The organism is Pseudomonas sp. Je.1.5.c (genome assembly GCF_051129895.1).
GTDB lineage: Bacteria > Pseudomonadota > Gammaproteobacteria > Pseudomonadales > Pseudomonadaceae > Aquipseudomonas > Aquipseudomonas urmiensis.
Genome location: NZ_JBCPSP010000048.1, coordinates 1 through 26,114 on the forward strand (window position 1 = coordinate 1; position 26,114 = coordinate 26,114).

Annotated in this window: 28 protein-coding genes and 1 pseudogene; 11 read left to right on the plus strand and 18 right to left on the minus strand. The window is 63.0% G+C overall.

The features are described 5' to 3' along the window. A pseudogene (locus tag AAZU54_RS23900) lies at positions 1-106 on the plus strand (IS110 family transposase); the annotation flags it as partial. Positions 107-147: 41 nt separating this feature from the next. Here the strand turns inward: AAZU54_RS23900 and AAZU54_RS23905 are convergent. After that, the gene (locus tag AAZU54_RS23905; protein WP_186557467.1) at positions 148-1,083 is read right to left on the minus strand and encodes an aspartyl/asparaginyl beta-hydroxylase domain-containing protein; all 936 of its coding nucleotides are present in this window, start codon (positions 1,081-1,083) and stop codon (positions 148-150) included. 267 nt (positions 1,084-1,350) lie between these two features. Beyond that, positions 1,351-2,325, minus strand: coding sequence for a cysteine synthase A (gene cysK, locus AAZU54_RS23910; protein WP_186557468.1), 975 nt, complete (start codon positions 2,323-2,325; stop codon positions 1,351-1,353). Positions 2,326-2,450: 125 nt separating this feature from the next. Here cysK and AAZU54_RS23915 point away from each other — a divergent pair, with 125 nt between their 5' ends. From AAZU54_RS23915 to AAZU54_RS23925, 3 genes are all read left to right on the plus strand, one after another. Further along, on the plus strand, positions 2,451-3,524 hold the full coding sequence (locus tag AAZU54_RS23915) for a DUF748 domain-containing protein (RefSeq protein WP_434727747.1): 1,074 nt from the start codon (positions 2,451-2,453) through the stop codon (positions 3,522-3,524). A 215-nt stretch (positions 3,525-3,739) separates the two neighbouring features. Further along, complete coding sequence (locus AAZU54_RS23920; RefSeq protein ID WP_186557470.1) at positions 3,740-4,585, plus strand: AAA family ATPase; 846 nt, start codon at positions 3,740-3,742, stop codon at positions 4,583-4,585. Positions 4,586-4,597: 12 nt separating this feature from the next. Next, positions 4,598-5,776 carry a vWA domain-containing protein gene (locus AAZU54_RS23925; RefSeq protein ID WP_186557471.1) on the plus strand — a complete coding sequence of 393 codons (1,179 nt, stop codon included), beginning with the start codon at positions 4,598-4,600 and terminating at the stop codon, positions 5,774-5,776. Positions 5,777-5,879: 103 nt separating this feature from the next. On the opposite strand, the gene AAZU54_RS23930 is transcribed toward AAZU54_RS23925, so the two are convergent. From AAZU54_RS23930 to AAZU54_RS23940, 3 genes are read right to left on the minus strand one after another with little or no spacing between them, the layout of a single operon-like run. Continuing rightward, complete coding sequence (locus AAZU54_RS23930; protein WP_186557472.1) at positions 5,880-6,401, minus strand: DUF2937 family protein; 522 nt, start codon at positions 6,399-6,401, stop codon at positions 5,880-5,882. Between the two features lie 9 nt (positions 6,402-6,410). Then, on the minus strand, positions 6,411-7,184 hold the full coding sequence (locus AAZU54_RS23935; RefSeq protein ID WP_186557473.1) for a class II glutamine amidotransferase: 774 nt from the start codon (positions 7,182-7,184) through the stop codon (positions 6,411-6,413). A gap of 14 nt (positions 7,185-7,198) precedes the next feature. Further along, the gene (locus AAZU54_RS23940; RefSeq protein WP_186557474.1) at positions 7,199-7,693 is read right to left on the minus strand and encodes an MFS transporter; all 495 of its coding nucleotides are present in this window, start codon (positions 7,691-7,693) and stop codon (positions 7,199-7,201) included. 178 nt (positions 7,694-7,871) lie between these two features. On the opposite strand from AAZU54_RS23940, the gene AAZU54_RS23945 reads away from it, so the two are divergent. Then, entirely contained in the window at positions 7,872-9,923 is a 2,052-nt protein-coding gene (locus AAZU54_RS23945) for a S9 family peptidase (protein ID WP_392467791.1), read from the plus strand. 234 nt (positions 9,924-10,157) lie between these two features. Continuing rightward, positions 10,158-10,625, plus strand: coding sequence for a cyclic nucleotide-binding domain-containing protein (locus AAZU54_RS23950; protein ID WP_186555287.1), 468 nt, complete (start codon positions 10,158-10,160; stop codon positions 10,623-10,625). On the opposite strand, the gene AAZU54_RS23955 is transcribed toward AAZU54_RS23950, so the two are convergent. Next, a complete protein-coding gene (locus AAZU54_RS23955) occupies positions 10,622-10,900 on the minus strand; it encodes a hypothetical protein (protein ID WP_186555288.1) in 279 nt (92 codons plus the stop codon). The two genes, AAZU54_RS23950 and AAZU54_RS23955, sit on opposite strands and share 4 nt — an antisense overlap. Positions 10,901-11,032: 132 nt before the next feature. Here AAZU54_RS23955 and AAZU54_RS23960 point away from each other — a divergent pair, with 132 nt between their 5' ends. Together AAZU54_RS23960 and AAZU54_RS23965 are read left to right on the plus strand one after the other, a co-directional pair. Further along, positions 11,033-11,398 (plus strand): YajD family HNH nuclease, encoded by a 366-nt coding sequence (locus AAZU54_RS23960; RefSeq protein WP_186555289.1) that lies wholly within the window; start codon positions 11,033-11,035, stop codon positions 11,396-11,398. Between the two features lie 59 nt (positions 11,399-11,457). Then, positions 11,458-11,928 (plus strand): RNA methyltransferase, encoded by a 471-nt coding sequence (locus AAZU54_RS23965; protein ID WP_186555290.1) that lies wholly within the window; start codon positions 11,458-11,460, stop codon positions 11,926-11,928. Between the two features lie 154 nt (positions 11,929-12,082). Here the strand turns inward: AAZU54_RS23965 and AAZU54_RS23970 are convergent, their stop codons facing one another. The 6 genes from AAZU54_RS23970 to AAZU54_RS23995 form a co-directional block, all read right to left on the minus strand. After that, positions 12,083-12,994: a DMT family transporter gene (locus tag AAZU54_RS23970; RefSeq protein WP_434727748.1), complete on the minus strand. Its 912-nt coding sequence runs from the start codon at positions 12,992-12,994 to the stop codon at positions 12,083-12,085. A gap of 337 nt (positions 12,995-13,331) precedes the next feature. Next, entirely contained in the window at positions 13,332-14,822 is a 1,491-nt protein-coding gene (locus tag AAZU54_RS23975) for an aldehyde dehydrogenase (protein WP_312152379.1), read from the minus strand. A gap of 2 nt (positions 14,823-14,824) precedes the next feature. Beyond that, positions 14,825-15,727 (minus strand): dihydrodipicolinate synthase family protein, encoded by a 903-nt coding sequence (locus AAZU54_RS23980; protein WP_186555293.1) that lies wholly within the window; start codon positions 15,725-15,727, stop codon positions 14,825-14,827. Between the two features lie 74 nt (positions 15,728-15,801). Beyond that, on the minus strand, positions 15,802-17,130 hold the full coding sequence (locus AAZU54_RS23985; RefSeq protein WP_434727749.1) for an MFS transporter: 1,329 nt from the start codon (positions 17,128-17,130) through the stop codon (positions 15,802-15,804). A gap of 182 nt (positions 17,131-17,312) precedes the next feature. Next, a complete protein-coding gene (locus tag AAZU54_RS23990; RefSeq protein ID WP_312152376.1) occupies positions 17,313-18,632 on the minus strand; it encodes an NAD(P)/FAD-dependent oxidoreductase in 1,320 nt (439 codons plus the stop codon). Between the two features lie 59 nt (positions 18,633-18,691). Beyond that, entirely contained in the window at positions 18,692-19,414 is a 723-nt protein-coding gene (locus tag AAZU54_RS23995; protein WP_186555296.1) for a GntR family transcriptional regulator, read from the minus strand. 348 nt (positions 19,415-19,762) lie between these two features. Here AAZU54_RS23995 and AAZU54_RS24000 point away from each other — a divergent pair, with 348 nt between their 5' ends. After that, the gene (locus AAZU54_RS24000; protein WP_186555297.1) at positions 19,763-20,104 is read left to right on the plus strand and encodes a YgaP family membrane protein; all 342 of its coding nucleotides are present in this window, start codon (positions 19,763-19,765) and stop codon (positions 20,102-20,104) included. Between the two features lie 79 nt (positions 20,105-20,183). Here the strand turns inward: AAZU54_RS24000 and AAZU54_RS24005 are convergent, their stop codons facing one another. Next, on the minus strand, positions 20,184-21,392 hold the full coding sequence (locus AAZU54_RS24005; protein ID WP_186555298.1) for a hypothetical protein: 1,209 nt from the start codon (positions 21,390-21,392) through the stop codon (positions 20,184-20,186). Between the two features lie 39 nt (positions 21,393-21,431). After that, a complete protein-coding gene (locus AAZU54_RS24010) occupies positions 21,432-21,881 on the minus strand; it encodes a YcgN family cysteine cluster protein (protein ID WP_186555299.1) in 450 nt (149 codons plus the stop codon). A 148-nt stretch (positions 21,882-22,029) separates the two neighbouring features. Between AAZU54_RS24010 and AAZU54_RS24015 the strand changes: the two genes are divergently transcribed. Continuing rightward, positions 22,030-22,605, plus strand: a complete 576-nt coding sequence (locus AAZU54_RS24015; protein WP_186555300.1) for a nitroreductase family protein — start codon at positions 22,030-22,032, stop codon at positions 22,603-22,605. Positions 22,606-22,766: 161 nt separating this feature from the next. Here the strand turns inward: AAZU54_RS24015 and AAZU54_RS24020 are convergent, their stop codons facing one another. The 4 genes from AAZU54_RS24020 to AAZU54_RS24035 all read right to left on the minus strand — a co-directional run bounded on the left by AAZU54_RS24020 (position 22,767) and on the right by AAZU54_RS24035 (position 25,658). After that, the gene (locus AAZU54_RS24020) at positions 22,767-23,699 is read right to left on the minus strand and encodes a D-2-hydroxyacid dehydrogenase (RefSeq protein WP_405129673.1); all 933 of its coding nucleotides are present in this window, start codon (positions 23,697-23,699) and stop codon (positions 22,767-22,769) included. A gap of 80 nt (positions 23,700-23,779) precedes the next feature. Further along, on the minus strand, positions 23,780-24,073 hold the full coding sequence (locus AAZU54_RS24025) for a YcgL domain-containing protein (RefSeq protein ID WP_186555302.1): 294 nt from the start codon (positions 24,071-24,073) through the stop codon (positions 23,780-23,782). Continuing rightward, on the minus strand, positions 24,073-25,203 hold the full coding sequence (rnd, locus tag AAZU54_RS24030; protein WP_186555303.1) for a ribonuclease D: 1,131 nt from the start codon (positions 25,201-25,203) through the stop codon (positions 24,073-24,075). The genes AAZU54_RS24025 and rnd overlap by 1 nt, the downstream gene beginning before the upstream one ends. 89 nt (positions 25,204-25,292) lie before the next feature. Then, the gene (locus tag AAZU54_RS24035; protein WP_186555304.1) at positions 25,293-25,658 is read right to left on the minus strand and encodes a 5-carboxymethyl-2-hydroxymuconate Delta-isomerase; all 366 of its coding nucleotides are present in this window, start codon (positions 25,656-25,658) and stop codon (positions 25,293-25,295) included. Between the two features lie 117 nt (positions 25,659-25,775). Between AAZU54_RS24035 and AAZU54_RS24040 the strand changes: the two genes are divergently transcribed. Beyond that, a complete protein-coding gene (locus tag AAZU54_RS24040; protein ID WP_186555305.1) occupies positions 25,776-26,012 on the plus strand; it encodes a YdcH family protein in 237 nt (78 codons plus the stop codon). Positions 26,013-26,114 lie beyond the last annotated feature (102 nt).

Below are 26,114 nucleotides of genomic sequence, written 5' to 3' on the forward strand. Positions count from 1 at the left end.
CCAAGCCTTGGTCATCTTGGCTCGAAAGCTTGCCCGCGTGGCTTTCGCCCTGATGAAAAATCAGGGCGAATACATCACCAGAGCTATGAAATTGGCTTGCCCATAACCATAGAATCTCCCACAGGGCTTGGCCCGGCGATGCTGGGCTCAGAACAACCAGCGATACAGCAGGTAAGCGACCACCACTGCCAACACCGGCCGCAGTACTCGATAAGCCTTGGGATTGGCGCGTTTGAACTGCTTGACCCGGGTGCTGATCTTGTTGCTGAAGCGCTTGCTCCAGGCGTACGCCTGGTTGATGCCGCCAACCCGCTCGTCATCGGTGTTCTGCGGCGCGGTGGCGCGGCCGAGGAAGGCGCTGACCTTACGGTTGATGCGGGTCATCAGCGGGCTGTTGAGCGGGCGCTCGACGTCGCAGAACAGGATCACCCGAGTCACCTCGGTTTCGTTCTTCACCCAGTGCACGAAGGTCTCGTCGAACATCACGTCTTCACCGTCGCGCCAGGCATACGGCTGGCCGTCGACGTAGATGCGGCAGTTGTCCGAGTTAGGCGTGGACAAGCCCAGGTGGTAGCGCAGCGAACCGGCGAACGGGTCGCGGTGTGGATTGAGGTGGCTGCCGCCGGGCAGCAGGGCGAACATCGCGCCCTTGACGTTGGGAATGCTGCTGACCAACTCGACGGTCTTGGGGCACAGGGCTTGCGCCGAAGGCAGCGGTTTGTCGTACCACTTCAGGTAAAACCGCTTCCAGCCTTTCTTGAAGAACGAGCCAAAGCCTGCGTCGTTGTCTTTTTCGGCGGCGCGAATGTAACCCTCGTCGAACAGGCGCATGGCCTCTTCGCGGATCACTTGCCAGTTGTCCTTGAGCACATCGAGCTCAGGGAAGCGCTGACGGTCCAGGTAGGGTTTGGACGGCACGCCGGAGAACAGGTACATCAGGCTGTTGTAGGGAGCGAACAACGCCGAATGGTTGACGAATTGGCGTAGCACCGGCAGCCGGGCCTTGCCGCGCAGGTGCACGAACAGCACGCTGCCGAAGAACACCAGCAGAACACCCGCCTTGGCGACAAAGGAAAAGGTCATGCAACACTCCTTGGAATAGGAAATCAGGCCATCGCTTCCAGATAGCCGGACATCATAAACCCATCCGACGCGGGTAAAAACAACTTGGGTCGGATAGCAATGTTGAAGATTTTGTAATAAAGGCCGTGGCTGGCTATTGCGCCGGGTCAGGCAATCGCTCATTGGCGACTGCTATGCAGCCCATCGCAGGCAAGCCAGCTCCTACCGAACTGCGCGGTACGTGTAGGAGCGGGCTTGCCCGCGAAGAGGCTGGCACTGACTGAAGGCTTACTGCTGGTTTTCCTGCTCGGTGAACAGATCGGCGAAGAGCATGCTCGACAAGTAGCGCTCACCCGAATCAGGCAGGATCACCACGATGGTCTTGCCCTGCATCTCCGGCTTCTCGGCCAGGCGCACCGCCGCGGCCATCGCCGCGCCGCAGGAAATCCCGCAGAGGATGCCCTCTTCCTGCATCAGGCGCAGCGCCATGGCCTTGGACTCTTCGTCGCTGACCGTCTCAACCTGGTCGACCAGCGACAGGTCAAGGTTCTTCGGCACGAAGCCTGCGCCGATGCCCTGGATCTTGTGCGGGCTGGGCTTGAGCTCTTCGCCGGCCAGGGTCTGGCTGATCAGCGGCGAGGCGATAGGCTCGACGGCAACCGACAGGATCGGCTTGCCTTGGGTGTTCTTGATATAGCGCGACACGCCGGTGATGGTGCCGCCGGTGCCGACGCCTGCGACCAACACGTCGACCGCGCCATCGGTGTCGTTCCAGATCTCCGGGCCGGTGGTCTTTTCGTGGATCGCCGGGTTGGCCGGGTTGTCGAACTGGCCCGGCTGGTAGTACTTGGCAGGGTCGGAGGCGACGATTTCGTTGGCCTTCTCGATCGCGCCCTTCATGCCTTTGGCAGGCTCGGTCAGCACCAGCTCGGCGCCCAAAGCCTTGAGCACCTTGCGCCGTTCCAGGCTCATCGAGGCGGGCATGGTCAGCAGCAGCTTGTAGCCGCGGGCGGCGGCGACGAAGGCCAGGCCGATACCAGTGTTGCCCGAGGTCGGCTCGACAATGGTCATGCCCGGCTTGAGCTTGCCGCTGGTTTCGGCGTCCCAGACCATGTTGGCGCCGATCCGGCACTTGACCGAGTAGCCAGGGTTGCGCCCTTCGATCTTGGCCAGGATGGTCACCCCGCGCGGGGCGATACGGTTGATCTGCACCAGCGGCGTGTTGCCGATGGAATGGGCGTTGTCTGCGTAGATACGGCTCATGGCAGGGTCCTTAACCGAGCGGGGAAAGCTTCAAGGGTAAGCCTGCCCGGCGGGAGCGTAAAGCCCGTTCGAACTCCCGCGACGGGCCTGCGGTCAACCGGACATCCTCGATTGGAGAGCCTTCGATGAAAGCGCGTTATCGCTGGCCGCTGGTCGGCCTGGCCAGCCTGGTCGTGCTGCTGGTGGCGCTGCACCTGGCGCTGCCCTACCTGGTGCGCGACTACCTCAACGACAAGCTCGCCGACATGGGCGAGTACCGTGGCCAGATCACCGATGTCGACCTGGCCTGGTGGCGAGGGGCCTACCAGATCAATGGGCTGAAGATCGTCAAGACCACCGGCAAAGTGCCAGTGCCGTTTGTCGATGCGCCGTTGATCGACCTGTCGGTGAGTTGGCACGCGTTGTGGTACGACCGGGCCGTGGTGGCCGAAGTGGTGTTCGTCCGCCCAGAGCTGAACTTCGTCGACGGCGGCAACAAGCAGAATTCGCAGACCGGTCGTGGCACCGACTGGCGTCAGCAGCTGGAAAAGCTGCTGCCGATCACCCTCAATGAAGTGCGCATCGACAATGGCACGCTGACCTTTCGCAATTACAACTCCAAGCCGCCCGTCGAGCTCAAGGCCACTCGATTGCAAGCGAGTATCCGCAACCTGACCAATGTGCGCGACGACAAAGGTCGGCGTGATGCCAGCTTCGAAGGTTCTGCGCTATTGCTTGGTGACGCCAAGGTGCAAAGCCGGGCGACCTTCGATCCGTTCAGCGACTTCGACGACTTTGAGTTCCGCCTGCGTGCTACGGGCATCCAGCTGCGCCGACTCAACGATTTCGCCAGCGCCTATGGCAAGTTCGACTTCAACGCCGGCCACGGCGATGTGGTGATCGAGGCCCAGGCCGAGAAGGGTCGGCTCAATGGCTATATCAAGCCGCTGCTGCGCGATGTGGATGTGTTCAATTGGCAGCAGGATGTCGAGAACAAGGACAAGGGTTTCTTCCGTTCGATCTGGGAGGCGCTGGTCGGCGCCTCGGAAACCGTGCTGAAAAACCAGCCGAAAAACCAGTTCGCCACCCGCGTGGAACTCAGCGGCAGTGTCCATCAGCAGGACATCAGCGGGTTTGAGGCCTTTTTGCAGATTCTGCGTAACGGTTTCGTGCAGGCGTTCAATGCACGATATGAGCAACCTGCGCCTGATTCCGACTGAGCCTGCGTGACGGGCCATTCAGGGACTGAATACCCGGTCTGCGTTTGCACGTGCCTAGGGCCGGGGTATAGTCGCTGACACACATAGACAATGTTGTCTGGGCCGCCCCTATCGCAGGGCACGCCCGCTCCCACGCCGCGCTACACACAGAATGCGTGGGAGCGGGCTTGCCCCGCGATGAGGCCGCCACTGACACCCGCACAGAGGATAGGTTGATGAAGTTCGAAGGCACCCGCGACTACGTCGCCACAGACGACCTGAAACTGGCGGTCAACGCGGCGGTTACCCTGGAACGCCCACTGCTGGTCAAAGGCGAGCCGGGCACCGGCAAGACCATGCTCGCCGAGCAACTGGCGGCATCCTTCGGCGCCAAGCTGATCACCTGGCACATCAAGTCGACCACCAAGGCCCACCAGGGCCTCTACGAGTACGACGCAGTGAGCCGTCTGCGCGACTCGCAGCTGGGCGTGGACAAGGTCCACGATGTGCGCAACTACCTGAAGAAGGGCAAGCTGTGGGAGGCGTTCGAGTCTGAAGAGCGGGTGATCCTGCTGATCGACGAGATCGACAAGGCCGACATCGAGTTCCCCAACGATCTGCTGCAAGAGCTCGACAAGATGGAGTTCTACGTCTACGAAATCGACGAGACCATCAAGGCCAAGCAGCGGCCGATCATCATCATTACCTCGAACAACGAAAAAGAGCTGCCCGACGCGTTCCTGCGCCGCTGCTTCTTCCACTACATCGCCTTCCCCGACCGCGATACCCTGCAGAAGATCGTCGATGTGCACTACCCGAACATCAAGCAGTCGCTGGTCAGCGAGGCGCTGGATGTGTTCTTCGATGTGCGCAAGGTGCCGGGCCTGAAGAAGAAGCCCTCCACCTCCGAGCTGGTCGACTGGCTCAAGCTGCTGATGGCCGACAATATCGGCGAAGCGGTGTTGCGCGAGCGCGATCCGACCAAGGCCATCCCGCCGCTGGCCGGCGCCCTGGTCAAGAACGAGCAGGACGTGCAACTGCTCGAGCGCCTGGCGTTCATGAGCCGACGCGGCAATCGCTGACAGGAGCCGGTCATGCTGCTCAACCTGTTCAACGAAATGCGCGCGGCCAAGGTGCCGGTCTCGGTGCGCGAACTGCTCGACCTGCTCGCGGCCCTGCAGCAGCGAGTGGTGTTCGCCGACATGGACGAGTTCTACTACCTCGCCCGAGCGATTCTGGTCAAGGACGAGCGGCACTTCGACAAGTTCGACCGGGCCTTCGGCGCCTACTTCAAGGGCCTGGAGAACCTCGACCGACACCTGGAAGCGCTGATCCCCGAAGACTGGCTGCGCAAGGAGTTCGAGCGTTCGCTCAGCGATGAGGAGCGCGCGCAGATCCAAACGCTCGGTGGCCTGGACAAGCTGATAGAGGAGTTCAAGAAACGCCTCGAAGAGCAGAAAGAACGCCACGCCGGCGGCAACAAGTGGATCGGCACCGGCGGCACCAGCCCGTTTGGCTCAGGTGGCTTCAACCCTGAAGGCATCCGGGTCGGCGAGGCCGGCAAACGCCAGGGCAAGGCGGTCAAGGTCTGGGACCAGCGCGAGTACAAGAACCTCGACGATCAGGTCGAACTGGGCACGCGCAACATCAAGCTGGCCCTGCGCCGGCTGCGCAAGTTCGCCCGCCAAGGTGCGGCTGAAGAGCTGGACATCGATGGCACCATCGACCACACCGCCCGCGATGCCGGGCTGCTGAACATCCAGATGCGCCCAGAGCGGCGCAACACGGTGAAGTTGCTGCTGCTGTTCGACATCGGCGGCTCGATGGACGCCCATGTGCGGGTTTGCGAAGAGCTGTTCTCGGCCTGCAAGACCGAGTTCAAGCACCTGGAGTACTACTACTTCCACAACTGCGTGTACGAGTCGGTGTGGAAAAACAACCTGCGCCGCACGTCAGAGCGTTTTGCCACCTTCGACCTGCTGCACAAGTACGGCGATGACTACAAGGTGGTGTTCGTTGGCGATGCGGCCATGGCGCCTTACGAGATCACCCAGCCTGGCGGCAGTGTCGAACACTGGAACGAGGAAGCCGGCTATGTGTGGATGCAGCGCTTCAAGGAGAAATTCAAGAAGATCGTCTGGATCAACCCGTACCCCAAGCAGACCTGGGACTACACCGCTTCGACCCACCTGATCCGCGACCTGGTCGAAGACAAGATGTATCCGCTGACCTTGCAGGGGTTGGAGGATGCGATGAAATATCTGTCCAAGTAGATTTGCCGGCCTCATCGCGGGGCAAGCCCGCTCCCACGCGTCTTCTTGCACTGCGTGGGAGCGGGCTTGCCCCGCGATAAAGCTGGCAAAGGCGCCGCCAAACTTAGCGCCAGCTCTCCTTGACCGCTTTGCGCCGCCCGCCAAGAATCACCCAGCCGACCAGCAGCAACACACTCTCGACCACCAAGGCCAGCAAGAACCCCGCCCCCAGGCCCCAGCCAATCGCCTCTGGCACCAGCAGAATCTGGTAGCTGTAGCCTTTGAGGGTTTCATCGCGCAGCTGTGGATCGGCCTGCACCAGCACATGCCAGCTACGGCTCAACCACGACCCTTGCAACGCCTGCCACTCGCGTTCGAGCAACTGATTGCGGATCAGCAGGCTCTCGATGCTGTTGGCGTCGCTGAGAAACACTGGATCGTCACTGCTGCGATAGTGGCGCACCAGCGCCTGCAAATCGCCTTTGAAGAAGCGCTCGGCGGTCTCCTGGAAGCCCGACAGCGCCTCGCGCGACTCCAGTACATGCGCCTCGACCCGCTGGCTGTAGTCCTTGACCACGCCCGGGACCTGAATACCGGCCAACAGGCCGAAGGTGAACAGCAGCAACCGCAGGTAACTTCTGAACATGCAGCGTCCTTAGCTTTGCCCGTGGGCGATGCACTCGCCATGGCGCCACAGCGCCCATTGGCCGGGCTCATAACGGTGCCAGGTTTCGTTTTCGGTCAGGGCCTCGGTGGTAATCACCGTGACCACGTCATTGGGAGTGGTTTCTGCCTGGAAGTCGACGATCATGTCGACATCCTTGAGCCTGGCCGGGCCAAACGGTGCGCGACGGGTAATGTGCGCCAGCTTGGTCGAACAGAAGCAGAACAGCCAGTCGCCGTTGCTCAGCAAGCCATTGAACACGCCCTTGCCACGGTACTCGGCGCAGGCCTCGACCAACACGGGCAACAGTTGCTCGACCTTGACCGGCTCCGGGAAGGCGCTACGCACGCGGTTGAGCAGGTCGCAGAAGGCCGCTTCGCTGTCGGTGTCGCCAACGGGCCGATAGAAGGTTTTCTGTCCGCTGAAATCAGCCAGTTGGCCGTTGTGCGCGAAACACCAGTTGTGCCCCCACAGTTCGCGCACGAACGGGTGGGTATTGGACAGGCAGACCTTGCCGACGTTGGCCTGGCGAATATGGCCGATGACCACCTCGCTCTTGATCGGATAGCGCTGGACCAGCTTGGCCACTTCCGATTCGCTGCTCGCTGCCGGGTCCTGGAACAGACGCAGGCCGCGCCCTTCATAGAAACCGATGCCCCAGCCATCGCGGTGCGGACCGGTGCGGCCGCCGCGCTGCATCAGCCCGGAGAAGCTGAAGACAATGTCAGTGGGGACGTTGGCACTCATGCCCAGCAGTTCGCACATATGCGCGGCTTCCTTTACAGACGGGGCTCGACCCGGCCGCGGCCAGGGGCCGCTGGCGGCGGGTCGTTGCGATAACGGTCATTGCGATCGGCGGCAACCGACGCCTCGACCAGCACCTGGTCATCTTCGTTGACCTGGCGCTGGGCGGCGGCTTCGGCCTGCTCGCGGCGCTCGCGGGCGCGTTTTTCCAGCGGCCAGCGGATCAGCACGAAGAGCAGATACAGGGCAAAGGCGATCATGCCGTACATGGCCAGGTCCGAGGCGGCGCGCCAAGCGTTGTTACCGACCTTGAAGGCGATATCCAAGGCACTGATGGCGATGGCCGGGGCGAAGCTTTCCTTGACCGGATCGACGATCGTTGGGGTCAGCAGCAGCACCGCGATGATCACCCGCAGCGGTTCGCGCAGCCAACGCCACATCCAGCCGGTGAGTTTGAAGCCCACCAGCAGGCAGCCCAGGGCGGCCACGGCATAGAGGCCCCAGGCGAGGGTATAGTCGTTCTCGGTCATGGTGTTCGTGCAAGCCAGGCAAAGAGACGCCTATGATAAACACATTTGGGCCTAGGCGCCCCTATCGCGGGGCAAGCCCGCTCCCACGTGCTGTTTGATAGAACACTGCCAGCGTGGGAGCGGGCTTGCCCGGCGATAGGGCCGGCAAAGCCCGTAACAGCACACCAAGAGATCATTCATGCCAGCCACCGCTACCGCCGCTAAAGCTCCAATAGCCCATCAGGCCACAGGCGCCGACCCCTACGCCTGGCTGCAAGAGCGCGACACCCCCGAGGTGCTGGCCTACCTGCACGCCGAAAACGCCTACCAGGAAACCTGCCTGGCCGACCAGGCGCCGTTGCGCGAGCAACTGTTCGAAGAGATCAAGGGCCGCATCAAGGAAACCGACCTGTCGTTGCCCTCGCCCTGGGGCCCTTGGCTGTACTACACACGCACCACCGCCGGCGACGAATACCCGCGCCACTACCGCTGCCCGCGTCCGGCCGACGACTCCAACACGGTCGATGAAAGCCGCGAACAATTGCTGCTCGACCCCAACGCCCTGGCCGCTGGCGGCTTCCTGGCGCTGGGCGCGTTCAATGTCAGCCCCGACCACCGCCTGCTGGCCTACAGCCTCGACACCAACGGCGAAGAAACCTACACCCTGTACGTCAAGGACCTGGCCAGCGGCAGCATCACCACCCTGCCCTTCGAAGACTGCGACGGCAGCATGACCTGGGCCAACGACAGCCAGACGCTGTTCTTCGCCGAACTGGACGACACCCATCGCCCTTGGCGACTGCGCCGCTTTACCTTGGGCGAGGCTGACGCGCAGACCGTGTTCGAGGAAGCCGATGGACGGTTCTTCCTGCACTGCTACCGCGCCAGCTCCGAGCGCCAGCTGATCCTGCTGCTCAACAGCAAGACCACCAGCGAGGCCTGGGTGCTCGACGCCAGCACCCCACAGGCCGACTTCACCTGCCTGGCGCCACGTGAGGAAAATCACGAGTACTACCCCGATCACGGCCAGCTCGATGGCCAGTGGCGCTGGTTCATCCGCAGCAACCAGGACGGGATCAACTTCGCCCTGTTCCACGCCCCTGCCGAGCAGGTGCCGGGCCGCGCGCAGTGGCAGGTGCTGGTGGCGCACCGCGAGACGATCATGCTCGAAGGCCTGAGCCTCAATGCCAGCGCGCTGGCACTGAGCCTGCGCGAAGGTGGCCTGCCGGTCATCGAAGTGCGCCCGCAAGGTTTGCCGACATACCGCGTGGAGCTGCCGGATGCGGCCTACAGCCTGTATGTGCAAGACAGCCTGGAGTTTTCCAGCAGCCGCATTCGCCTGCGTTACGAAGCGCTCAACCGCCCGGCCCAGGTGCGCCAACTGGAGCTGGCCAGCGGTGCTCAGCAGGTGCTCAAAGAGACGCCAGTGCTTGGCGCGTTCGATGCCGACGCCTATGTCAGCCAGCGCCTGTGGGCGACCGCCAAGGATGGCACGCAGGTGCCGATCAGCCTGGTCCGCCGCCGCGAGGATCTGGACAAGACAGTGCCGCTCTATCTGTACGGCTATGGCGCCTATGGCGAAAGCCTCGATCCATGGTTCTCCCACGCCCGGCTGAGCTTGCTCGAACGCGGCGTGGCTTTCGCCATCGCCCATGTGCGTGGCGGCGGCGAGCTGGGCGAGGCCTGGTACCGGGCTGGCAAGCAGCAACACAAGCAGAACAGCTTCGATGACTTCATCGCCTGCGCCGAACACCTGATCGCCGAGGGCGTCACCGGCCGCGAACGCCTGGCGATCAGCGGCGGCAGCGCCGGCGGCCTGCTGATTGGCGCGGTACTCAACCAGCGTCCGGATCTCTTCCGTTGCGCGATTGCCGAAGTGCCGTTCGTCGACGTGCTCAACACCATGCTCGACCCCGAGCTGCCGCTGACCGTGACCGAGTACGACGAGTGGGGCAACCCCGAGGAGCCGGAGGTTTACGCACGGATCAAGGCTTATGCGCCATACGAGAACGTCAAGGCCCAGGCCTACCCTGCCATGCTGGTAGTGGCCGGTTACAACGACAGCCGCGTGCAGTACTGGGAAGCAGCCAAGTGGGTCGCGCGCCTGCGCACGCGCAAGACCGACGACAACCTGCTGCTACTCAAGACCGAGATGGGCGCGGGTCACGGCGGCATGAGCGGCCGGTACCAAGGCCTCAAGGACGTGGCGTTGGAGTATGCGTTCGTCTTCAATGAGCTGGGCGTGGTGTAAATCGGTTTTTTTGTTGTCTTAGGGTGGATTTGTCCGCGGGCTTTGCCTCGCCAGTGCTGGCCTCTTCGCGGGCAAGCCCGCTCCCACATGGGCCGAGTCGATCACACAATTGATAGGGGTCTGCACGATCCCTGTGGGAGCGGGCTTGCCCGCGAAGAGGCCAGCACTGGCGACAAAAACTGCGCTTGAAAGACGCCAGCCAACGATCCACCGTCCAAGACAGAAGAACAACACATGCCAGACGCCTCCCAGCTCAACGCCGAAATCCGCGACATGCTCATGGACTGCGGCCTGTTCGACGCCCTGCAACCGACCGACTTCCACGCCGTGGCCGGCTACTTCAGCCTGGCCCATATGACTGCCGGCGAGACGATTTTCCAGGAAGGCGACGCCGGTACCTTCATGTGTATCCTGCACCGCGGCCAAGTCTCGGTGCGCAAGACCGATGGCAGCGGCCAGGCGGTGGAAATCGCCGTGCTGCGCCGCGGCGCGTTTGGCGAAATGGCCGTGCTCGACGGTGAGCGCCGCTCGGCCAGTTGCGTGGCGGCCAGCGACTGCCAACTGCTGACCCTGGGCAAGGACTCGCTGGAAAAGATGCTCAACGAAGCGCCACGCATCGCTGCGCGGATCATCCGCGCACTGGCTGTGGCGCTATCGAAGCGCTTGCGCATGCAAGACGGTCAGCGCCTGGCCCAGGTCTAATCGTCCTTGGCCGGTGGTCGCGGCGGCTCTTGCGAAAGGCCCGGCAGCGGCTGATCGCGGGGCGGCCCAGGCACGGGCATCGGCGGCAACAGCGGTGCACCGGGCTGGCGGTCGTAGGCCTTGGGCGGTGCGCTCGGGGTGATCTGTGGATAGGGCGTGGGCGTGGCGGTGCCCGGTGCGCCAGGAACCGGCGTGGTGATCCGGGGCTGCTGGCCAGCGGCGTGCGCCAAGGGCGCGGCAACCACGATCAATGCGGCGAGGATCGCATGCAACATCTGCAACCTCCTGTCGGGAATCTTTCTACAGGCTACGCCCATCTGCAGGTTTTTGCCTGTCCGCGTGGCCTGCAGGCGCGCTAGACTCAAGGCTATAACCGTCATTCGCTTGAATACAATAAAGGTAACACCATGAGTTCCACCCTATCGGCCACCGCCCGCCTCGACCGCATCCTTGCCGACGCCAAGCGCGACAAGGAAATGGGCTACCGCGACAAGGCCCTGAAGATGTATCCCCATGTCTGCGGCCGCTGCGCCCGTGAGTTCTCCGGCAAACGCCTGTCGGAGCTGACCGTGCACCATCGTGACCATAACCACGACAACAACCCCCAGGATGGCTCGAACTGGGAACTGTTGTGCCTGTATTGCCACGACAACGAGCACTCGCGCTATACCGACCAGCAGTACTTCAGCGAAGGCTCGACCAGCACGCCGAGCATCGCCAAGGCCACTCACAATCCGTTCGCCGGGTTGGCCGGTTTGCTGAAGAAAGACTGATCCCCATCACTGCCGGCAAGCCCGTATAATCGCGTTTTTTTTGCGAAGGGCCCCGGCACGTGGCAAACAAACGGTACAGCTGCATCGGCCTGTTCAATCCCAAGTCCCCGGAGAACGTCGGCTCGGTGATGCGCGCAGCGGGTTGCTACGGCGTCAACTCAGTGTTCTACACCGGCAAGCGCTATGAGCGCGCGCGCGATTTCGTCACCGATACCAAGCGGGTGCACTACGACATTCCGCTGATCGGAATCGATGACCTGCAGCGCATCATTCCCCTGGGCTGCACGCCGGTGGCGGTGGAGCTGGTCGAAGGTGCTCGGCCGCTGCCTGAGTACACCCACCCGGATCGCGCCATCTACATCTTCGGGCCTGAAGACGGCACGCTCGACGAGAGCGTGCGGGCGTGGTGTGAAGAGACCATCTATATCCCAACCGAGGGCTGCATGAACTTGGCGGCGACGGTCAATGTGGTGCTGTATGACCGCTTGGCCAAGGGGCTCAATACGCGCTCCGGGCCCAAATTCAAGTAGGCAGGGCTGGCCTCATCGCGGGGCAAGCCCGCTCCCACGCAGTGGACTGCCGCCTGAAAGCTGGATGGGTTGGGGGCAGTCCACCCATGGGCAATTGTGCCCCTCGTGGGAACTGGCGACAGCCTGCGATGGGCCGCGAAGCGGCCGCAAAATCTCAAGCCAGACGCTCACTGGCAGGTTTGCTCCAGGCCGACAGCACCGTCGCCACGATCACCAGCGCCGCCCCCGCCAGCATCCGCAGCGACGGCTGCTCGGCGAACAGCACCCAGGCACAGGCAATCGCATACACCGGCTCCAGGGCAATGATCATCCCCGCGCTACGCGCCTGCAGCCCTTCCAGGCTCTTGACGAACAAGAACTGCGCCAATCCCGTGCAAAACACCCCGAGCAGCGCCAGGTAGACCCAATCCGCGACCTGCAAGCCCTGCACCATCAACTGGTTCAGCGCAAACGGCGCTACCAGCACGGCCACCGTCAGGTTCTGCCAGAACGCCACCTGCAGCGCATCCATGCCCCGCGCGGCACGCCGATTGGCGATTGCCAGCAAGGCGAACGACAGACCCGAGGCCAAGCCCCAGAGCAGCCCCAGCGTGCCCTGGTCCAGCAGGTCGAACGACGGCACCACCAGCACCAACCCCAGCGTCACCAAGCCCAGCAGCAAAGCTTCACGCAGGTGCAGACGTTCGCGAAACACCAGCAGGTCGAGCAGCGCGATGAACGCCGGGAAGCTGGCAAAGCCCAGGGTCGCCACCGCTACCCCGCCGACCTTGATGGCAATGAAGAATGTCACCCAGTGCGCTGCCAACATGGCACCGGTGAACAGCATCACGGCGAACTTGCGCCCACTTAGGCCACGGAACAGGGCCTTGCGCTGCACCAGCGCCACCAACCCCAGGGCCAGCACGGCGAACACCGCGCGGCCGGCGGTAATAACCGTGGCGTCAGCATGGATCAGGGCGCCGAGAATGCCGGTCAGACCGAACAGCACGGCGGCGATATGGGCAACGATCAGGGCGTTGCGATGGGATAGCGCAGGCGCAAGCGCGCTGGCTTGGGAAACGATCATGGCAGTCGACTCACAAAAGATTTTAGGTGCGCACGCAGCCACTCCCCAGTGGACCTGTGCACGGGTTTTTCTTGGTTTCAGGGAATGTGTGGCCACCGGTGTCCCGGTGGCCGTCAGCGCCGCAGCCTTGTCTAGCTCATTGCCGAGCCGTGCTGCTTATTCGCTGTGAAGCGGGATGTGTCTGTAGGTTGTGTGTCTAGGTTGTGTCTGATCCGGCCTCTTCGCGGGCAAGCCCGCTCCCACAGGGATAGCGCTCATCTTCAGAACGGCGCTGTACCTGTGGGAGCGGGCTTGTCGGGGCGCCGAACCGCCGCAAAGCGGCCCCAAAATGCACGGTTTACGCCGCGTTGATCCAGATGGTCTTGAGCTCGGTGTACTGGTCATGCGCCCAGATCGACTTGTCGCGCCCACCAAAGCCGGACTCCTTGTAACCACCGAACGGCGTCGACGCATCGCCTTCGCCGAAGCAGTTGACCGTGACCACGCCCGCGCGAATCTCCCGCGACAGGCGCAGGGCATTGCGCAGGCTGCCGGTGTAGGCCGAAGCCGCCAGGCCGTAGATGGTGTCGTTAGCCAGCTCGATGGCCTGCTCGATGGTCTCGAACGAGGTAACGCTCAGCACGGGCCCGAAGATCTCCTCGACGAACAGGCGGCTATCGCGCGCCACGCCATCGACGATGGTCGGCTGCACGAACACACCCTGCTCGGTCTGGCCACCCTGCACCACGTTGAGCTTGTGCTCGGCGGCGTACTCCAGGTAGGACTTGACCTTGTCGAAGTGCGACTTGCTGACCATCGCCCCGAGGCGGTTGTCCGGGTCGAGGGGATCGCCGAGTTTCCATTCCTTCAGGTGCTTGGCAATCAAGCTCAGCAGTTGATCCTTGACGTCCTTGTGCACGATCAGCCGCGACGACGCCGAGCAGTTCTCGCCCATGTTCCAGAACGCACCGGCGGTGACGAACTGGGCCACTTCATCCAAGTCTTCGCAGTCGTTCATCACCACAGCCGGGTTCTTGCCACCCAGCTCGAGGACGATGCGCTTGAGGTTGGACTCGGCCGCGTACTTGAGGAACAAGCGGCCGGTGTCGGTGGAGCCGGTGAAGCTGACCATGGGGATGTCCATGTGCCGGCCAATGGCCTCGCCTACTTCACGGCCACCCCCAGGCACCAGGTTGAACACCCCGGCCGGGACACCCGCCTGATGGGCGAGCTCGGCCACCCGCAGGGCGCTGAGGGTGGTTTCCTTGGCCGGCTTGACCACGATCGAACAACCGGCGGCCAGTGACGGGGCGATCTTCCAGGCCAGCATCAGCAGCGGGAAGTTCCACGGCAGCACCAGGCCGACCACGCCAATCGCCTCGCGCACCACCATGGTCACGGCGGCGTTGCCGGTCGGCGCGGTGTTGTCGTAGATCTTGTCGATCAGCTCGGCGTGCCAACGGATGGTGTGGATGGTTTCTGGAACATCGACGTTCTGGCACTCGCTGACCGGCTTGCCGCTGTCCAGCGCTTCCAGTACCGCCAGCTCGTGACTGTGGTCTTCTAGCAGCTGGGCGAACTTGAGCAGGATGTGCTTGCGCTCACCCGGTTGCAGCTTGGACCAAGAACCGTCTTCGAACACGCGCTTGGCGGCCGCCACGGCGACATCCACGTCCTGCACGTCGCAGGCGGCGACTTCGGCCAGCTGCTTGCCGGTGGCCGGGTTGGTGGTGACGAAGGTGCGGCCCGAGATGGCATCACGGAACTCACCGTCGATGAACGCCTGGGTACGCAGTTGCAGGTCGGCGGCGATGGCCGCGTATTGGTCCTTGCTCAGCAATTGGGCCATGGTCAGGCTCCCCCGGTGATCTGTGCGATGTTGCGCTTGAGTTCGTTCACGACGCGCTCAAGCGCTTGCTTCTCGGCAGCGTCCAGCTCGGACAGCGGCTTGCGCACGCCACCGGTGCTCAGGCCGTTCAGGGCCACGCCGTACTTGATCGACTGGACGAACTTGCCACCTTCGAGGAAGTCCATCAGCGGCATCATCGCGCCCATGATGCGCCGGCCTTTGTCGAAGTCCTTGTCGATCACGCACGCCTCATACAGGGCCACGTGCTCGCGCGGGATGAAGTTGGAGCCGGCGCACACCCAGCTCTGGGCGCCCCAAGCGAAGAACTCCAGGGCCTGGTCGTCCCAGCCGCACGACAGCTGGATGTTCGGGCGCTGGATGGCCAGGCGGTGCAGCTGGCCCATGTCACCGGAGCTTTCCTTGATGGCGACGATGTTCTTCACATCCGCCACGGCATCGAAGAATTCCTCGCCCATGCTCACGCTCATGCGGCCTGGGTAGTTGTAGAGCATGATCGGCAGGCCGGCAGCTGCGTCAACGGCTTTGACGTGTTGAGCGATCTCCTGCTGAGTCGGCAGGGCGTACGGCGGCGTGCCGACCAACAACGCATCAGCCTTGATCTCTTTGGCGTGCTTGGCAAAGGCCACCGCGTCTTCGGTGCGGATGCCACCGGTGCCGACGATCAGCGGCAGGCGGCCGTTGAGCACGTCCTTGGCCTGGGCGGCCAGCTCGATGCGCTCCTGGGAGGTATGCGCGTAGTACTCGCCGGTGGAACCGCCGATGATGACGCCATGAATCTTTGAGTCGACCAGGTACTCAAGAACGTCGGCGAACGCCGCCTTGTCGATCGAGCCGTCCGCGGCCAGCGGAGTGATTGCCGGGGTATAGATGCCTTCGAATTTCACGGTGAGTTCTCCAATGCAACGATCAGTTTTGTTCAGGCCGCAGCGCCCGATCAGCGCCACGCCGTGGTGGTGATTCAGCCCAGCGATGCAGCTTGCTGCAGGTTCAGCGAACGGGTTTCCGGCGCCAGCGCGACAGAGAACGCCAGGCCAATGAAGGTGACGATGGCCGCGGCGTACATGGTGAAAGCGATGCCGTAGCTATCCAGCGCCATCGGCACCAGCCAGGTGCCGATGGCAGCGCCGACCCGCGACAGCGAGGTGCCCACGCCGACCGCGCCTGCACGAATTTCAGTGGGGAACAGCTCGTTCGGATACACCAGCTGCAGCACCTGCGCGCCGCCGATGAACAGCGCGTAGGCGCCAAACAAGCCGAGGATCAGCAGCTCGGAGCCGGCGTGGAATGCCGCCAGGCCCAGCAGCGCCATGCCCGAGCAGGCAAAGCTGTTGATCAGCATGCGCCGCCGGCCCATGCCGTTGATCAGGCGGGTGGCGATGATGCAGCCAACCACGAACAGGAACGTGATCGCCACCGAACCGAACGAAGCCCAGTCGCCCTTGAGGTTGAGCGCGGCCAGCACCTTGGGCGCGAAGGCATACACGGCGAACACCGGGATGACCGAACAGGTCCAGAACATCGCCACGAACAGCATGCGTTTGCCGTAGCCCGAGTGCAGCAGGCTGAGCAACGACAGTTTCTTCTGCTTGGGCTCTTCAGGCAGGTTGCGCAGGGAGAAATCAATGCCGTAGACCTGCTTGATCACCGCCTCAGCCTCGGCCGCACGGCCTTTGCTCAGCAGCCAGCGTGGCGATTCCGGGGTGCCCATGCGTAGCACGAACAGCAGCGCGCCGATCACCACCGGGCTGGCCAGCACCAGGCGCCAGGACTCCTCGCCGCCGTTGCGCAAAAGCAGATCGCCGATGACATAGGCGAACGCCGCCCCGGCAAACCAGAGAATGGTCAGGGTAGCCAGGCGCGGGCCGCGGTTCTTCTTGGGCAAGAACTCCACCAGCAGCGAGGTCGCCACCGGGTACTCGATGCCCACCGCGATGCCGATGGCAAAGCGCAGCAAGAACAGCACCAGCGCCGACTCGACCCAGAACTGGCTGAGCGAGGCCAGCATGAACAGCACCGGGCCCACGAAGAACACCCGTTTGCGGCCAAAGCGGTCGGTCAGCCAACCGCCGAAAAAGCCACCAAAGAAGATCCCGATCAGCGCCGACGCAGCGATCATGCCTTGCCAGAAACTGCTCAGGTTCAAGCCGGCGGACATCTGCACCAGGGCCACGCCAATAATGCTCAGTACATAGCCATCGACGAACGAGCCACCGCCGGAGCGCACGGTCAGCAACTGGTGAAAGCGATTGAGCGGTACATCTTCAACGGAAATATTCGGACTTGTCATTATTGTTCCTACCACTTCTGTAGTGCACTTATTCAAGGCGAGCGCGTGCGCGACACTGAAAACTGCCTTCAGCCTCGTTCGATCGACTACCCGCCTCGATCATCTTTGTCTGGGCAAAGGGCGCCCGTGCCGGGTAACTAAGCCCCAGCCAATTGCACGTGAATCGTTAACTTATCGATGGCTCAGCTTTCTTTTCCGGCGCGGTATTGCCCCCACATCAGATTCAGGTTCAAGCCCAGCGATACCAAGGGCTGCGGTGGATTGGCAGAGGGCCCTGGAGCATTCAGCAAGAAGTCGATCAACTCATTGCTTTGGCCCGCCAGCCAATCGGCCAAGAGTTTGCCGGTCACCGTACCGCGGGTAACACCAAGACCATTGCAGCACAGCGCAGCAAATACATTCGGCGCCAACTTGCCGAAGAAGCCCATGTGATTACGCGACAGGGCCAATGCACCGCCCCAGGTATAGTCAAAGTCGACCTCGGGCAACATCGGGAAACGCCGGGCGAACGACGCGCGGTGACGCTCGACGAACCGTTGCAGGTATTTGCCATTGCTGCGCCCATCGGGGTTGTAGCTGAAGCTGTTGCGAATCAGCAGGCGGTTGTCGACCGTGCGGCGCAAGGTGGTGCCGAATGGGTCCGCCGGAATCACGCCCCAGTAGGGCTTGCCGCCCAGGCGCGCCTGTTCGTCCTCGCTCAGCGGACGGGTGATGCTGGCATAGGTGAACACCGGCAGCATGCGCCCTTTGAGAAAGCCAAAGCTCATGCCAAAGGCGTTGGTGGTCAGCACCAGGTTGTCGGCGATGATCGAGCCATTGGCATGGCGCAAGAGCACCTTGTCGCCATATTCGACATCAAGGATTGGGGTGTTCTCGTACAGCGCAACGTTGCTCGGCAGGTTGTCGGCCAGACCTTTGACCAATGCCGCCGGCTGGATCAGCGCAGTGCCTGGGGTGAACAGGCCCTTGCGGTAGAAATCGGTGCCGATGTGCTCGGGCAAATCGCGCCCATCGATCATCTGGTAAGGTTGATCGAGCTTGTCCAGCCCCCGGCGATAGGCTTCCAGCACGGCGATGCCGCGATCCTCGACAGCCGCCTGGTATTTGCCGCAGTGTTTGAACTGGCAGTCGATGGCATAGCGCTCGACCAGCGCCTTGAGGTAAGACTGGCCGCCCAGATTGAGCTTGAGAATGGTCTTGGCGATGCCGATGTCGCCAATGTAGTCCTCGGCGCCGATGTCATGCGGCAGGTCGATGGCAAAGCCGGCATTGCGCCCGGAGGTGCCAAAGCCGACCTGCTGGGCCTCGATCAGCACGATCTGGTCATCGGGAAAGTTCGCTGCCAGTTGCCGCGCGGCAGCAAGGCCGGTGAAACCGGCGCCGACCACCACCCAGCGGGCTTTGCTCTGGCCACTGTGGGCGGGCCGGGGCTGACGGGGCTTGCTCAGGTGGAACCAGCCACAGGAGGCGTCATCGGCAGGCAGCGAAGTTATTCTTGTCATTTCATGGACCTGGTGTGTTGTGGTCGTGCATTCACCGCTACGGGCGGTGACTTCAATCTCTACATTTCGATCGGCACATCCAGTCCCTGGGGTGCGGCGTACTCAGCCATGCGTCGGCGCGACAATTCCATGTGCGCACGCACCACGCGGCCTGCGGTTTCAGGATCGCGCCGCTCGATCGCCTCGATGATCTGCTCGTGCTGCGCGCAGGCAAGTTCCAGATCGCGCTGCATGTCATCGGTGGTCGGGTGGCGGTAGAAAATCTTGCCCAGGCGAGTGTGGTCGATAAGGATCCGCCGCAGGCTGGGCATCAGGTAATCGTTGTGCGCCATCTTGCCGATTTCCAGGTGGAAGGCATCGTTGTAGAGCACCCGGTTTTCCACGTCTCGCTGTTCGATCGCCTGGCGGAACTGGGCCTGGATGCCCTTGAGCACTTCGATCTCGGCGGCGCTGGCGTAGCTGGCGGCCAGCTGGGTGGTGGCGACGTAGATCAGCGGCGCGGCCAGGTAGAAGCTGTGCAGCGACTCGTGGTTCATCGCCGCTACCCGTGGCGCACGGTTGGCTTCCAGCTCGATGTAGCCTTCGGCGGCAATCTGGCGCAGCAGCTCGCGAACCGGCGGACGCGACAGGCCGAATTCGTCGCACAGGGCCAGTTCATCCACCACCGCACCAGGCGCCAGCTCCATGCTGAGGATGCGCCGACGCAGCGCTTGGGCCAGGACGGCCTTGCGGTCCTGGGGCACCTCGTTGCTGATCGGCTGGACGATGCTGGTGGCTTTCATGGCGGCCTTCTTTGTTGTCATAGCGCTGTGTCTACTATTTGTATAACGACTATAGGGCGCTGTTAGACAATTTGTCTACAGCCTTTTGGATGAATGGCTCGATCTGCGCAGGGCACGTATTTGGTGGCCTGCAAGGATTTTGAGCGACCGAGTTGGCGCGCTCAATGATGCATTGCCAAACCCGACAGAAAAGTATTCAGACCGGACATTGTGAAGCACAATCGCCGGCTGGCGTTACCTGTCGAAGCAGGGATCAACCAGCGCAGCGCAACCGCCGTCCAGCAATCGAAATGAACGCGCCTGTAACCAGCAGGGTCAGCTGCTTACACTTGCAACGGAGAGTTCGTCATGCTCGATATCCATTCCCCCACAGTAAGCAAAGAGCACAACGTCCACGGCCTGGAACGCGCCAGTTCGCTGGCGGGTGGTGCATTGATGATCGGCAAAGGCCTGCGCCATGGCGGCCTGATCGGCCTGTTGCAGGTGGCGGTTGGAGGGTTGGCACTGGCACGCGGGATCAGCGGGCACTGCTCGACCAAGGCCTGGTGGTTGAGCCATCGCCAGGAGTATCAGCGCCTGCGTGGCGACATTCAGCGCAGCGCGGCAGAGCTTGAGGTGCTCAGGGCCAGTGCCGAGGCGGCGACGCGCGGGGTGACGGTGACTGGGACGGATCCTGCGGCGAAAATTTAACTGCAGCGTCGGGCCGGTGATCGCCATCGCGGGGCAAGCCCGCTCCCACAGGTTTAGCGCAGGTTTTGAGAGAAAGGCGTCAGCGCAGGAGCTTGCTTTGCAGCACTTCTGATTGGCGCCCCAGCACGCTTTCGCTGAGCTGGATGAACTCTTCGGTGTTGACGCTCGGCACGCGCATCAGCGCCCGCGCGACATCATCCAGCGAGCGCTTGTTCTGGGTGTGCAGGCGGATCTCGCGGTCCAGCGCCTGCAACAGCTGCACGCCCCGCGCGACCTGACCAGGGTCGGCCTGGTTGCCGCGCAGGCGGGTGACTTTACTGCCTAGCTTTTGCAGGCGCGCCTGCCAGGCCTGATAGCGGTCATCACTGACGCCTCCAGCCCGACGCAGCAATTCGTTGGCATAGTAATCGGTCAGGCTCTCACCGATCCAGTCGCTGCCATCGCGGTCATTGATCTGCGCGAACACCTGCACCAGTTCGCGTAGCAGCGGACTATTGCCGCTGTCACCGATCAACGGCCGGTTACTGTGCAGGAACAGCGAATTACGTCCGGTCAGCACGCCGCGCCACATCTCATCGCGCGCGCCGACCAGTAACAGCTTGGGCGGATTACGTGGGAATACCGCCTGCACCTGCGGCCAGACGAACGTCAGTAACGTCAGGGTATCCATGCGGCGCATGCCCTGCCCTTGCGGCGCCGCCACGGTCACGTCGGTTTCGCCCAGGCGCGCCCGACGGCTGCCGAGGTTGCCAGCCAGCATCCAACCGGTGGGACGGTCGAACAGCCGCGAGACGTTATCGATACGGAACTTCTGCTTGCCGATGCGCGGCCAGGCGGTTTCTACACTCTTCCAGCCCGCCGGCAATTCAAAAGCCAGGCGTGCGACCAGCTCGGTGCCGTCCTGCTGGTCGAGGCGCGCCGGGGGCACCAGCTGATCGCCACGAAACACTGCCCAGTGCGGTGTGATGCGGCTTTCATAGGCGCCGCCGTGGGGTTTCTGGTCGAGTTGCACACGGTAGCTGAGGCTGGTCTTGCCTGGCGCCGGGCGCCATACCCCGCGCTCGCCCTGCTGCTGCCATTGGCCGTCGGCGTGAAACTCGCTGTAGGCGCCCGCCTTGCCCAGGTCGAAGTCCAGGCTGCGCACCGCGCTGCCGTCAGCCAGGGTCAGGCGCACCTCGGCCTGGCTGGTCGATGGCAGCAATCGCACCTGGTAATCCAGATCGACCTTCTTGGCCCAGGCCGGCGTGCAGGCCGCAAGACCCAGGACCAACAGCAGAGGGCGACGCATACAGAAACTCCTTGTTCAGCAGAGGCGAAAGACCGGGGCTCAGCCGGCGCGGAAAATCAGGTGGTCTTCCCAGTCGTCTTCATCCACATCGTTCTCACTGAGCATACGTCCGGACTGGGAGATACGCTGCTCATGCACCTGCTTGCGGTCACCGCAGACCAGGTGGTGCCAGGCAGGCAGATCCTTGCCTTCACTGACCAGGCGATAGCCGCAAGTGGGCGGCAACCATTTGAACTGATCGGCCTTGCCAGGGGTGAGCTGGATGCAGTCAGGCACCTGGGCAAAGCGGTTGGGATAGTCGCTGCACTGGCAGCTGTCGAGATCGAGCAGCTTGCAGGCGATACGCGTGTAGTAGACGCTGTTGTCGTCCTCATCCTCGAGCTTTTGCAGGCAGCACATGCCGCAGCCGTCACAGAGCGATTCCCACTCCTGCGCATCGAGCTGTTCGAGGGTCTTGCGCCGCCAGAAGGGCGCGGTTTGCGGCATCATCACACGGTTTCCTGCATTGATTCTTCATTCACGGCGCGCGGCGGCGCCAGTCTAGAGCCTGGCCTTGGGCAAAGCCAGACCGCTTGTCAGTACCTGCTGGACGCAGTAGCGTGCGCTTCTGGTCTTTCCCTACCTTGCAGGAGCCACCATGAGCGCCAATCCCCGCATTGCCGATTACGCCATCAACGAGCAGTTCATCAACCGCTGGTCGCCGCGCGCGTTTACCGCCGAGCCGATCAGCGAAGACATTCTGCTGAGCTTCCTGGAAGCGGCGCGCTGGGCGCCGTCGGCGTACAACTCGCAGCCATGGCGCTTCCTTTATGCGCGGCGCGACACCCCCAACTGGGAGCGCTACCTGGAACTGCTGGTGCCGTTCAACCGTAGCTGGGCCCAGCAGGCTTCGGCATTGGTGCTGATCATCTCCAAGACCAGCTTCGATGACAAACCGGCGCTGTGGCACACCTTCGACACCGGTTCCGCCTGGGGCCACCTGGCCCTGCAAGCGAGCATCAGTGGCTGGCACACCCACGGCATGGCCGGGTTCGACCAGGAGCTGGCGCGCAAGGAGCTGAAGATCCCCGAGGGCTATGACCTGCATGCCATGGTTGCGATCGGCAAGCTGGGCGACAAGGCCACTCTGGCCGAGGCGCTACAGGCGCGCGAAGTGCCGAGCCCGCGCCGGCCGTTGAGCGAGTTGGCGGCTGAGGGTGATTTCAGCTTGTAATAGGTTTATCGCCTGTGCCGGCCTCATCGCGGGGCAAGCCCGCTCCCACGAGATACTCAGCTACGCCCCAGATGATGGATGGGTGTCCAACATCTGGGGCGCAGCTCATACGAGCGTGGGAGCGGGCTTGCCCCGCGATGAGGCCGGCACAGCAGTCAAGCTCAGTACCCGCGCAGAAAATCCACTTCCCCACGCAAGCCCTGCCCCGCCGCATACGCCCGTGCATTCTCGACGAACAAACGCACCATCGCCGCTGGCGAGGTGGGCGCCGAGCTGTGCCCGGTCAACAGCAAGCCCCAGGCGGTCCAGAACGGGTGGCGCTGGGGCAATGGCTCCTGACGGCAGACATCGATCACCGCGCCTGCCAGATGCCCTTCCTTGAGCGCCTCGACCAGGTCGCCATCGACCACCGCCACCCCGCGCCCGGCGTTGATGAACAGCGCGCTGGGCTTGAAGCGCTTGAACAGCGCAGCGTCGTACAGATCATGGGTCGCGGGTGTATCGGGCAGCAGGTTGAGCACATAGTCCGCTTGTTCGACCATGCGCGGTAACTGATCCAACCCCGCCACTTCAATGAACGGCGCCTGCTCCCGGGCACTGCTGGCAACGCCGCGCAGTACCACGCCAAATGGCAGCAAGAACTCGGCAACACGTTGACCGATATCACCGGTTCCGACGATCAGCACCTGACGCCCCTCCAAGGTGCGCCCCGGGCGGTCGTCCCAACGCCGCTCGACCTGGCTGACCAGCCGCGACAGCACATCGCGCTCATGGCCGAGCATGTAGGTCAGCATGTATTCGGCCATGACCTGGCCAAAAATCCCCACGGCGCGGGTCAGGCGGTAATCACGTGGCAGGCCGTCAGCCAACAACGGGGTGATGCCGGCCCAGGTCGATTGCACCCATTGCGGCTTATGGCCCTGGCGCAGCAGGCTGGCGAGCAGGTCAGGCTGCCCCAGCCACACGGGGCTGTCGGGCGCCAGGCGGGCCAGTTCGGCGGAGTCACCGCTGGTCACCACCTGCAGGTCCGGGGCCGCTTCAGCCAACAGGCGAGCGTAGTTGGCATGATCCTGTTCAGCGATCAGAACGCGCATCTTGAAAAACAACCTTGGCAGACAACTAAACGCGGCCCGACTGGCGGGCCGCTTGGCAGAGGGTTAGCCGCAGGCCGGAATCAGACCGGGTCGTTGCGGCGCAGCAGCTCTTCGGGCAGGTGCTCGATGTACTCGTCTTCAGCGGGCGGCATCTGCAAGTGATAACCCTGGTTCTCAAGGTTCTCGAGCACCTTGGCGATATCCTCGCGGGCCAGCTTGCGCTCTGGGCTGAGCACCAGGTCGAAGGCGTGGATCGGGGTGCCGAAAAACGGTAGCAGGCCGTCGGGAACACGCTCCAGGCCATCGGCCTTGAGCACGTAGAGGTACATTTCGTTCTTGCGCGGGCTTTTGTAGATCGAACAGATACGTTTCATCAGGCTTCTCCGGCACCTGCCAGATCATCCAGCAGGGCCTGGCCCATCCGCTCGCGACGCCAGCCGCGCAGCGAATCAGGCAATTGATAGGGACCGTTGGGGTAGCCGCTCTTGAGCAGGGCTTCGAGGGTCTTTTTGCGCAGCATCAGCTCGGGGGCGATGCCCAACCGCTCGCCTTCGGCCTGGCCAACCGCACGCAGGCGCTTGAGGATGCCAGAGGCTTCGATTGGCAGGGGTTCGGGCAAGGCTTGTGGATACTGCTCGGCGGGCACGCTGCCGGCCTGCTTGATCAGCTTGAGCAGGAACTCGCCGTCCTGGCGGATGGTACGCGGGTGCATGTCATCGATCTTGGCCAGCGCCGAGAGGTTGTCGGGCTGGGTCTTGGCCATCGGCCACAGCGAATGCTCACGCAGCACGCGGTTGCGCGGCAGGTCGCGGCTGCGCGCCTCGCGCTCGCGCCAGGCGCACAGCTCACGCAGCACCGCCAGTTGCTGGCGCGACAGTTTCCAGGCCAGCTTGACGTCGCGGTAGAGGGTCTGGGGTTCGACCTCGCGGCGCATCTGCGCGACCAGCTCGGCGCCGTCTTCCAGCACCCAGGCGTATTTGTCGTCCGACAGTTTCGGGCGCAGCTCGCTGAACAGCTCGGCCAGGTGCACGGCATCTTCGGCGGCGTAGCTGACCTGAGTCTCCGACAGTGGGCGCTGCAACCAGTCGGAGCGAGTCTCGCCCTTGGGCAGGTCGAGCCCGAGCACTTCCTGCACCAGGCGCGAATAGCCCATCGAGAAGCCAATGTTCAGATAGGCCGCGGCCAGTTGCGTGTCGAACAGCGGCTGGGGCAGCTTGCCGGTCAGGCGCAGCAGCACTTCGAGGTCTTCGCTACAGGCGTGCACGACCTTGACCACAGCGCTGTCTTCGAGCAGCTCGGCCAGCGGCTGCCAGTTGCCGATCAGCAACGGATCGATCAGAAAGGCCTTGTTGCCATCGCCGATCTGCAGCAGGCCGGCTTTCGGATAAAAGGTGTCGACCCGCATGAATTCGGTATCGAGCGCTACGAAGGGCAGTTCGCGCCAGGTCCGGCAGTGCTCGGCCAGGCTTTGGTCGTCACAGATCCAGTGTATTTCGATGGCCACGAGGCTCTCCCACAATCATTGGCGCGCAGTATATACGCCGTGGGCCCTGCACGCGAAACCTGGCGACCATTGCCGTGCCTGCGCCAGGTTTAGCCAGGCAGGTGAAGTTTGGCATACGGCTCACGCTCGATATCCAGCACTTCCACGCACAACTGGATATCCAGGCCGGGCTGCGCCGGGATGGCCTCGCGCAGCACCTCCAGCAGATGCGCGCTCAGTTGTTTCTTGACCGCTTCGGTGCGCCCGCTGAGGATCGCCAGGCGCACATGGGCAAACGCTCGCGCGGCCAGCGAGGTGCCTACCTGGTAGTTGGCGAAGGCCTGGGCACGGCTCTTGATATCCAGCTCATCGGCAAATTGGCCGCTGGCCAACAAGGCGTTGTTTAGGCGCAACAGCAGTACATCGACCTTCAGCTCAGGCAGGTTATCGCTGTATTCCAGGTTCAAGTGCGGCATGGCAGGGGTTTCCGGTTCGCGGGCAGAAGCGACAGCCTACCCCACTCCCCCAGCGCGGCAAAGGCGACTATCCTCAGGGTTCAACACCTTTCGCTAACCCTGAACAGAGGTGAAGAAATGCCCGTACCGCATGATCTGCTCGCTGACTTGCACATTACTGCTGATGCCTTCCAGGCCCTGATCGACAAGGACCCGGCGCTGCACAAGCTGCACAAGGAATACAACGGCAAGGACAAAGAGGTGGTGGCCGCCGAAGGCAACGGCACCGCAGACGAGGCCGTCAACCGGCTACGCAAGGAAAGGTTGCTGATCAAGGACAAGATCGAACGAATTATCCATCCGCCCAAATCCTGACTCGGGCACAACCAAACATCGCCGGGCACACCTGCTGCCACCTGCTACTCGCGACGAGTTCGACGTGGCAGCGGGCTTGCCCCGCGATGGCTCTGTCAGGCG